Below are 8,724 nucleotides of genomic sequence, written 5' to 3'. Positions count from 1 at the left end.
CCCCCGCGAGCCGGAAGCGCGGGGGCGGACCACCGAGGACGTCTTCGAACGTGCGGACGTCGTGCTCAGCTACGGGCGGACGGCCCCTTCACCGACCTGGACGGATCGACCGGATCGGCCGTTTCCGCCGGACGGGCTCGGCTCCCGGCGCTCGATGAGCGGCCCGGACGCCGGCTGACGCTCACCACCAGGCAGACGCCCGCCACCACGATCGCGCCGCCCGCGAGGGTCGGGCCGGTCAGCGGCTCGGCCAGGATCAGCCAGCCCAGCAGCACCGCGACCACCGGGTTCACGTACGCGTACGTGGCCACCAGGGTCAGCGGGGCGGAGCGCAGCAGCCAGGCGTACGCGGTGAAGGCGAGCAGCGAGCCGAACACCACCAGGTAGGCGAGGGCCAGCCAGGACCGGCCGGAGACCGCCCCGAGGTCCACCCCGTGCTGCTCGCCGCGGCCCACTCCGACCAGCAGGTCGCCGAGGCCGCCGGCCAGCATCTGGTAGGCACTCGCGGCGAGCACGTTGCCGGGCATCGGGATCTTCTTGCTCACGAAGGAGCCGGTCGCCCAGAGCAGGGTGGCGCCGATGATCAGGATCACGCCGCCCGGCTCGATCGACCCGCCGATCGCGGGGGCCGACAGGACTCCGAGGCCGACCAGTCCGAGCAGCACCCCGGCCAGCTCGGCGGGCTTCGGGCGATCGCCGCCGAACGCCGTCAGCACCACCATCCACAGCGGGACCGCGGCCACCAGCAGGGCCGCCAGGCCGGAGGGGACGGAGGTCTCGCCCAGGACCACCAGTCCGTTGCCGCCGGTCAGCAGCAGCAGCCCGACCAGGGCGGAGGAGGCCAGCTGGCGCCGGGTCACCTTCAGGCCGGCCGGGCCCTGGCGCACCAGGAGGTAGCCGGCCAGCAGCAGGCCTGCGGTGAGGAAGCGGGCGCTGGCGGAGAGGAAGGAGGGCATCGTCTCGACCGCGACCCGGATCGCCAGGTAGGTCGATCCCCAGACGATGTAGACCACGAGGAGGGCCAGCCAGACCGCGCCGCCGAGGCGGGGGACGGGGCTCGCCCCGGCCTTGGCCCCGGCCTCGGTCCTGGCTTCGGTCCTGGCTTCGGCGCCGGCCTTGGTGGTGGCGGGGGTGTCGGGGGCTGAGCCGGGGGTCGCGGCCGGTTGGGAGGGTGAAGCGGGCGATGTCATGTGTGTCCCCCTTGGACGGTACTGGCCGAACATCCGACATGACAGCGCATGGACGGCCCGGTGCGCCAGTCGGTATCAGGAACCGGACCGCGGGACGTACCGTGAACGCTCCCCAGCGAGGAGGTCGAACCCGTGTCCGCATCCGAGGAGGCCCTGCCGTTCTTCGTGTACGGCACCCTGCGCAGCGGCGGCCGCAATCATGCCGTCCACCTGGCCGGGCGCTGCGCCGACGTCCGCCCGGCCGTGCTGGAGGGCGCCGCACTGCACGAGGGCCCCGGCTTCCCGTACGCGGTGCCGGACCCGGCGCCCGGGCGTCGGATCGTGGGTGAGCTCGTCACCGTACGCCCTGGCGCGTACGCCGGAGCCCTGGAGGCCCTGGACCGGCTGGAGGAGTGCCGGGCCGACGGGACCGGGCTGTACGTCCGGCGGCGGATGACGGTGCGGACCGCGCCGGGCGAGCCGCGGGCGGCCTGGGTCTACCTCGCCGGGCCGAGGGCCGAGGCGCGCTTGCGGGAGCGGCCGGCGCTGATCGAGTCGGGGGACTGGGGAGCGGGTGGGGGACAGACCGCCAGGTAGGCTGCCCCGGCCAGTCAGATTTCCCACTCATTGGCCCATTCGAACGACGAGGAGCCACCCGGTGCCCGAGCTGCCACCCCCGATCACCGTCGTCGGGATCGGGGCCGACGGCTGGCCCGGCCTCGCCGTCGGCTCCCGGGCCGTGCTGCGGGAGGCCGAGGTCGTCGTCGGCGGCCCCCGCCAGCTGGACCTGCTCCCCCGCGACGAGGTCGCCGCCGAGCGCGTCCCCTGGCCGTCCCCGCTGCGCCCCGCCGTCCCCGGGCTGCTCGCCGCCCACGCCGGCCGCCGCACCGCCGTCCTGGCCAGCGGCGACCCGATGTTCTACGGCATCGGCCGCACCCTCGCCGAGACCGTCGGCGCCGAGCGCCTGCGCGTCCTGCCGCACCCCTCCTCCGTCTCCTACGCCTGCGCCCGGCTCGGCTGGCCGCTGGAGGCCACCGAGGTCGTCAGCCTGGTCGGCCGACCGCTGGACACCCTCTCGCTCGCCCTCCACCCCGGCCGCCGCCTGCTGGTGCTCAGCGCCGACTCCGCCACCCCGGCCGCCGTCGCCGGACTGCTCACCGCCCGCGGCTATGGCACCGCCCGCCTGCGGGTCCTCGAACAGCTCGGCGCCCCGGCCGAACGCCACCTGGACGGCCCCGCCGACGGCTGGCCGCACCCGCCCGGCGACCCGCTGAACGTCATCGCCGTCGACCTCGGCGACGGCCCCCGCACCTCCCTCGTCCCCGGTCTGCCCGACACCGCGTACGAGAGCGACGGCCAGCTCACCAAGCGCCACGTGCGCGCCGCGACCCTCGCCACGCTCGCCCCCTCCCCCGGCGAACTGCTCTGGGACGTCGGCGGCGGCTCCGGCTCGATCGCCATCGAGTGGCTGCGCGCCCACCGCGACTGCCGGGCCGTCAGCGTCGAACGCGACCCGGTGCGGGCCGAGCGGATCGCCCGCAACGCCGCCGCGCTCGGCGTGCCCCGGCTCCGGGTGGCGACCGGACCCGCCCCCGCCGCGCTCGCCGGACTCCCCGCCCCCGACGCCGTGTTCATCGGCGGCGGCCTCACCGCGCCCGGCCTGCTGGAGAGTTGCTGGGCCGCGCTGCGCCCCGGCGGCCGGATCGTCGCCAACACCGTGACGCTGGAGTCCGAGGCGCTGCTCACCGAGTGGTACCGGCGCCACGGCGGGGAGCTCGTCAAACTCGCCGTCGCCCACGCCGTCCCCGTGGGCGGCTTCACCGGCTGGCGGCAGGCCATGCCGGTCACCCAGTGGTCCGCCGTCAAGCCCGACGCCCATGCCGCCGAGGACCGCACCACCGAAGCCCGCGCCGCCGAAGCCCGCACGTCCGACAACCCCCTTCAGGAGAACGCCTCGTGACCGTCCACTTCATCGGAGCCGGCCCGGGCGCCGCCGACCTGATCACCCTGCGCGGCCAGCGCATCCTGGCCCGCGCCGAGGTCTGCCTGTACGCGGGCAGCCTCGTCCCGCGCGAACTGCTGGACGAGTGCCCGCCCGGCGCCCGGCTGATCGACACCGCGCAGCTCAACCTGGACCAGATCACCGCCGAGCTGGTCGCCGCGCACGAGGCCGGCCAGGACGTGGCCCGGCTGCACTCCGGCGACCCGTCCGTCTTCTCCGCCGTCGCCGAGCAGATGCGCCGGCTGGACGCGGCCGGCGTGCCCTACGAGGTGGTCCCCGGCGTGCCCGCCTTCGCCGCCGCCGCGGCCGCGCTGAAGCGGGAGCTGACCGTCCCGACCGTCGGCCAGACCGTCATCCTTACCCGGATCGCCAAGCGCGCCACCCCGATGCCCGAGGGCGAGGACCTCGCCACCCTCGGCCGCAGCGGCGCCCTGCTGGTGCTGCACCTGGCCGCCGGGTACGTGGACGACGTGGTCGAGCAGCTGCTCCCGCACTACGGCGCCGACTGCCCGGTCGCCGTCGTCGCGATGGCCAGCCGCCCCGACGAGCTGGTGCTGCGCGGCACCGTCGGCGACATCGCCGAGCAGGTCAAGGCCGCGGGCGTGGTCCGCACCGCCGTCATCATCGTCGGCCGCACCCTGGCCGCCGAGCAGTTCCGCGACAGCCACCTCTACTCGGCGGACCGCGAGCGCCCGCACGAGCCCTGCGGGGCGTGATGCGACACGTCCTGGTCCTCGGCGGGACCACCGAGGGGCGGACGCTGGCCGCCGAACTCGCCCCCACCGCCCTCCGGATCACCAGCTCGCTGGCCGGCCGGGTCGCCCGACCCCGGCTGCCCGCCGGGGAGGTGCGGATCGGCGGCTTCGGCGGACCGGAGGGCCTGGCCGACTGGCTGCGCACGGAACGCGTGGACGCGGTGGTGGACGCCACCCACCCGTTCGCCGCCGGCATCTCGCACAACGCCGCCCTCGCGGCCGCCGCCACCGGCGTCCCCCTGCTGGTGCTGCGCCGCCCCGGCTTCACCCGCGTCGACGGGGACCACTGGCTCCCCGCCCCCTCGCTCGCCGCGGCCGCCGAACTGCTGCCCCGGCGCGGGGAACGGGTCTTCCTCACCATCGGCCGGCAGGGCGTCGCCGCCTTCGCCCACCTCGACGGCGTCCACTTCCTCGCCCGCTCGGTGGACCCGCCCGAGCCCCCGCTGCCGCCCTCGTTCGAAGTCCTGCTGGACCGCGGCCCGTTCACGATCGAGGGCGAGGAGGCGCTGCTGCGCAGGCACGACATCGACGTCCTGGTCACCAAGGACAGCGGCGGCGCCGCGACCGCCCCCAAACTGACCGCCGCCCGCGGACTGGGCCTGCCCGTCATCATCGTGGAGCGCCCGCCCGTACCCGAAGGCGTCCCCGTCGCATCCGACGTCCCGGGCGCACTGCGCTGGCTGGAGCACCTGGGCTAGGAGCGGGGAAATTGGGCGGCGGGCCCGTCGGATGGCGGGCAGGATGGCCCGATGACCGATGATCAGCGTAGGCAGACCCCCCGCACCGCCGACGAACGCGCCACACTGGCAGGCTTCCTGGACTACCAGCGCGACACCCTCGCGATGAAGTGCGAGGGCCTCACCACGGAGCAGCTCCGCGCCCGCGTGCTGGAGCCGTCCGGGCTCTCCCTGCTCGGGCTGGTCCGCCACCTCGCCGAGGTGGAGCGCAGCTGGTTCCGCAACGTCCTCGACAAGGAGGACGCGCGCGGCTTCTGGGCGCACCCCGACGGCTCCTTCGCCGAGTTCGACGCCGAGACCGCCGACCCCGACGAGGCCTTCGCGATCTGGCGCCGCGAGTGCGACCACGCCAGGGAACTCGTGGCCGCCGCGGAGTCGTTGGACGTCCTGGGCCACTACGGCGAGGAGGTCTTCTCGCTGCGCTGGATCCTCACCCACATGATCGAGGAGTACGCCCGCCACAACGGCCACGCCGACCTCCTCCGCGAACACCTCGACGGCACCACCGGCGAGTAGCACGAGCGGATTCTCCAGCCGGACCGGCCGAGAGGGAGCAGGCAGTGCGGACCCGCCAGAAGGAACGTGGGACGCCCGGGCCGTCCGAGCCCTGGAACGAGATCGTTCCCGGGCTCTGGATGGGCGGGCACTACTTCACCCCGCCCGGCGGCGAGCTGGAACCCGCCATCGTACGGACCGAGTTCGACCTGGTGGTCAGCCTGTTCACGCGCCCCGGGCACGGCCCGGCACCGGGGGTGGAGCACGTCGTCCGGGAGATGCCCGACGCCCCGCTCGCCCCCGGTCAGCTGCTCGCCGTCGAGGAGGCGGCCGAGCTCACCGCGGCCGCCATCCGCCGGGGCCGTCGGACGCTGGTGCGCTGCCACTCCGGGTACAACCGCTCGGGCCTGGTGGTGGCACAGGCCCTGATCGGCCTCGGCCACGAGTGCGGCGAGGCGGTTCGACTGGTCCGGGAACGGCGCTCGCCCTGGGCACTGGACAACCCGGTGTTCGTGGAGTACCTGAACACCGGGTTGGAGGTTTCCGTGCTGCTGGCCGGGCTCAACGGGTGAGGCCGGCCAGCGGTGTGACGGTCGGTCAGATGTCGCGGAAGGTCTCGATCCGGGCGCCGATGGAGTTGAGGCGCTCGGCGAGGTCCTCGTAGCCGCGGTTGATGACGTAGACGTTGCGCAGGACGGAGGTGCCCTGGGCGGCGAGCATGGCGAGCAGGATGACCACGGCGGGGCGCAGGGCCGGCGGGCACATCATCTCGGCGGCGCGCCAGCGGGTGGGGCCCTGGACCAGTACGCGGTGCGGGTCGAGGAGCTTGACGTCGGCGCCGAGGCGGGTCAGCTCGGTCAGGTAGATCGCGCGGTTGTCGTACACCCAGTCGTGGATCATCGTGGTGCCGTGCGCGGCCGCGGCGATGGCGGCGAAGAACGGCACGTTGTCGATGTTGATGCCGGGGAACGGCATCGGGTGGATGGTGTCGATCGGCGCGGTGAGCTTGGAGGGGCGCACGGTGAGGTCGACCAGTCGGGTCTGACCGTTGTGGGCCCGGTACTCGGGGGTGCGGTCGTAGTCGAGGCCCATGCCCTCCAGCACCGCGAGCTCGATCTCCAGGAACTCGATCGGCACCCGGCGGATGGTCAGCTCGGAGGAGGTGACGACGGCGGCGGCCAGCAGGCTCATCGCCTCCACCGGGTCCTCGGCTGGGGTGTAGTCGACGTCGCAGGTGATCTCCGGGACGCCGTGCACGGTGAGGGTGGTGGTGCCGATGCCCTCGATCCGCACGCCCAGCTTCTCCAGGAAGAAGCAGAGGTCCTGGACCATGTAGTTGGGCGAGGCGTTGCGGATGACGCTGACGCCGTCGTGCCGGGCGGCGGCCAGCAGGGCGTTCTCGGTGACGGTGTCCCCGCGCTCGGTCAGGACGATCGGGCGGTCCTGCGGGGTGCCCGGCTCGACCGAGGCGTGGTAGGCGCCGCCGGTGGTGGCGACCTCCAGGCCGAAGCGGCGCAGCGCGGTCAGGTGCGGCTGCACGGTGCGGGTGCCGAGGTCGCAGCCGCCGGCGTACGGGATGGCGAAGCGCTGGGCGCGGTGCATCAGCGGGCCGAGGAACATCAGCACGCTGCGGGTGCGGCGGGCCGCCTCGACGTCCATCGCCGCGAGGTCGAGCTCGGCGGGCGGGGTGAGTTCGAGGTCGCGGCCCTCGTTGATCCAGCGGCTCTTGACGCCGATGCTGGTGAGCACCTCGAGGATGCGGTAGACCTCTTCGATCCGGGCGACGCTGCGGATCGTGGTGCGGCCGGTGGTCAGCAGCGAGGCGCAGAGGATCGCCACGCAGGCGTTCTTGCTGCTGCGGACGTCGATCGCGCCGGAGAGCCGGGTGCCGCCGGCGACGCGCAGGTGCATCGGGCCGGAGTAGCCGAGGGAGACGATCTCGCTGTCGAGGGCTTCGCCGATGCGGGCGATCATCTCAAGGCTGACGTTCTGCTTGCCCTGTTCGATGCGGTTGACCGCGCTCTGGCTGGTTCCGAGGGCTTCGCCGAGCTGCGCCTGGGACCAGCCGCGGTGCTGGCGCGCGGTACGGATGAGGGTGCCGATACGGGTGAGGTAGTCGCCTGTCACTCGCCAGACGATATCTCATGGTTGAGATGGCGACAGAACCGGGGGGCCGCCCTACTGCTCCATTTGTCCGATTCTTGCCCTGTTTGGGCGTCAGTTCTTCACGTCACCGGGCGATGTTGTCGCGCCGTCGTGACACCCGTGACATTGTCACGGCCCGAGCGGCTCCGCCCGGCCGACGACGGTGCCCGCGCGGTCGATGCAGATGACGTCCACCGCGACCGGCGAGCCCACCAGCACGCTGAGCGCCGTCGCCCGGGCCGCCTCGGCGACCAGGTCCCCGAGCGGCACCCCGGCCGCACGGCACAACTGCACGGCCTCCAGCGCGGTGTTGGCGCCCGCGACCGCCTCGGCCAGCGCCTCGTCCGCGCCGCCCCGGCGGGCCAGTCCGGCCAGGTAGCCCTTGTCCACCTGGGAGCGCGCCGAGTGCAGGTCGAGGTGGCCGACCGCGAGCTTGGACAGCTTGGCGAAGCCGCCCGCGATGGTCAGCCGGGGCACCGGGTGGCGCTTGAGGTACTTGAGCACCGCACCGGCGAAGTCGCCCATGTCCAGCAGCGCGTCCTCGGGCAGCCCGTGCTCCGCGACCGCGACCTTCTCCGAGGTCGAGCCGGTGCAGCCGGCCACGTGGGTGCGCCCCGCCGCGCGGGCCACGTCCACGCCGCGGCGGATCGAGTCGATCCAGGCCGAGCAGGAGTAGGGGACGACCACCCCGGTCGTACCGAGGATGGACAGGCCGCCGAGGATGCCGAGCCGGGGGTTCCAGGTGGAGCGGGCGATCTCCTCGCCGTGGTCGACCGCGATCTCGACCACCACGTCCCCGCTGCCGCCGTGCGCGGCGGCCACCTCGGCGACGGCGTCCCGGATCATCTGCCGGGGCACCGGGTTGATCGCGGGTTCGCCGACGGGCAGCGGCAGGCCGGCCTTGGTGACCGTCCCCACCCCGGGGCCGGCCCGGAACACCACCCCGGTACCGGGCTCGCCGGACCGTACGGTCGAGCGGATCAGCGCGCCGTGGGTGACGTCGGGGTCGTCGCCCGCGTCCTTGACCACCCCGGCCATGGCGGCGGTGCGCCCGCCGGGGCCGGTCGGCTGCTCGGCTGCGGTCGGCTCCTCAGTACCGGTCGGCTGCTCGGCGACGGTCAGCTGCTCGGCCGCGAGGGCGAAGGCGGGCTGCTGCCCCTTGGGGAGGGTGATGACCACCGGGTCCGGGAACTCGCCGGTGAGCAGCGCGGTGTACGCGGCCCTGGTGGCGGCGGTGGCGCAGGCGCCCGTCGTCCAGCCGGGCCGCAGGCCGCTGCTCTTCAGCTGGCCGGCCCGGCCGCCCGCTCCGGCGCCGACCCCGGCTCCCGCCTCGGATCCCGCTGCGGCCACCTGCGCCCCGTTTCCGACGGCGCCCGCGCCGTCCTTGCTCCGCTCCGGCGGCCGCACCGGACGCCGTCGCC

9 protein-coding genes are annotated in these 8,724 nt (G+C 74.4%); 6 read left to right on the top strand and 3 right to left on the bottom strand.

Annotation, left to right across the window (positions count from 1 at the left end; translation table 11 throughout):
* Nucleotides 1-65 precede the first annotated feature (65 nt).
* Entirely contained in the window at nucleotides 66-1,190 is a 1,125-nt protein-coding gene (locus ACFU7Z_RS00635) for an EamA family transporter (RefSeq protein ID WP_380775089.1), read from the bottom strand.
* 132 nt (nucleotides 1,191-1,322) lie between these two features.
* On the opposite strand from ACFU7Z_RS00635, the gene ACFU7Z_RS00630 reads away from it, so the two are divergent.
* The 6 genes from ACFU7Z_RS00630 to ACFU7Z_RS00605 all read left to right on the top strand — a co-directional run bounded on the left by ACFU7Z_RS00630 (nucleotide 1,323) and on the right by ACFU7Z_RS00605 (nucleotide 5,730).
* Complete coding sequence (locus ACFU7Z_RS00630) at nucleotides 1,323-1,766, top strand: gamma-glutamylcyclotransferase family protein (protein ID WP_380775087.1); 444 nt, start codon at nucleotides 1,323-1,325, stop codon at nucleotides 1,764-1,766.
* A 61-nt stretch (nucleotides 1,767-1,827) separates the two neighbouring features.
* On the top strand, nucleotides 1,828-3,129 hold the full coding sequence (gene cbiE / locus ACFU7Z_RS00625; protein WP_380775085.1) for a precorrin-6y C5,15-methyltransferase (decarboxylating) subunit CbiE: 1,302 nt from the start codon (nucleotides 1,828-1,830) through the stop codon (nucleotides 3,127-3,129).
* Nucleotides 3,126-3,887 carry a precorrin-4 C(11)-methyltransferase gene (cobM, locus tag ACFU7Z_RS00620; protein ID WP_074004354.1) on the top strand — a complete coding sequence of 254 codons (762 nt, stop codon included), beginning with the start codon at nucleotides 3,126-3,128 and terminating at the stop codon, nucleotides 3,885-3,887. The genes cbiE and cobM overlap by 4 nt, the downstream gene beginning before the upstream one ends.
* Nucleotides 3,887-4,624 carry a cobalt-precorrin-6A reductase gene (locus tag ACFU7Z_RS00615; RefSeq protein ID WP_380775093.1) on the top strand — a complete coding sequence of 246 codons (738 nt, stop codon included), beginning with the start codon at nucleotides 3,887-3,889 and terminating at the stop codon, nucleotides 4,622-4,624. Before cobM ends, ACFU7Z_RS00615 begins: the two co-directional genes overlap by 1 nt.
* Nucleotides 4,625-4,675: 51 nt before the next feature.
* Nucleotides 4,676-5,179: a DinB family protein gene (locus ACFU7Z_RS00610; RefSeq protein WP_380775083.1), complete on the top strand. Its 504-nt coding sequence runs from the start codon at nucleotides 4,676-4,678 to the stop codon at nucleotides 5,177-5,179.
* 44 nt (nucleotides 5,180-5,223) lie between these two features.
* Nucleotides 5,224-5,730 (top strand): protein phosphatase, encoded by a 507-nt coding sequence (locus ACFU7Z_RS00605; protein WP_380775081.1) that lies wholly within the window; start codon nucleotides 5,224-5,226, stop codon nucleotides 5,728-5,730.
* 25 nt (nucleotides 5,731-5,755) lie between these two features.
* Here the strand turns inward: ACFU7Z_RS00605 and ACFU7Z_RS00600 are convergent, their stop codons facing one another.
* Entirely contained in the window at nucleotides 5,756-7,285 is a 1,530-nt protein-coding gene (locus ACFU7Z_RS00600; RefSeq protein ID WP_049649821.1) for a UDP-N-acetylglucosamine 1-carboxyvinyltransferase, read from the bottom strand.
* Nucleotides 7,286-7,432: 147 nt separating this feature from the next.
* A complete protein-coding gene (locus tag ACFU7Z_RS00595; protein ID WP_380775080.1) occupies nucleotides 7,433-8,653 on the bottom strand; it encodes a cobalt-precorrin-5B (C(1))-methyltransferase in 1,221 nt (406 codons plus the stop codon).
* Between the last annotated feature and the right edge of the window lie 71 nt (nucleotides 8,654-8,724).

The sequence above is a fragment of the Kitasatospora sp. NPDC057518 genome, assembly GCF_042802075.1.
Lineage (GTDB): Bacteria > Actinomycetota > Actinomycetes > Streptomycetales > Streptomycetaceae > Kitasatospora.
The sequence above is the reverse complement of the archived record's forward strand: the minus strand, read 5'-3'. Positions and strand labels throughout refer to the sequence as shown.

What these genes read in the sequence shown, in the direction of transcription:
- ACFU7Z_RS00610 (WP_380775083.1), top strand. Translation starts at nt 4,676, where the DNA reads ATGACCGATGATCAGCGTAGGCAGACCCCCCGCACCGCCGACGAACGC.
- ACFU7Z_RS00615 (WP_380775093.1), top strand. Translation starts at nt 3,887, where the DNA reads ATGCGACACGTCCTGGTCCTCGGCGGGACCACCGAGGGGCGGACGCTG.
- ACFU7Z_RS00635 (WP_380775089.1), bottom strand. Translation starts at nt 1,190, where the DNA reads ATGACATCGCCCGCTTCACCCTCCCAACCGGCCGCGACCCCCGGCTCA.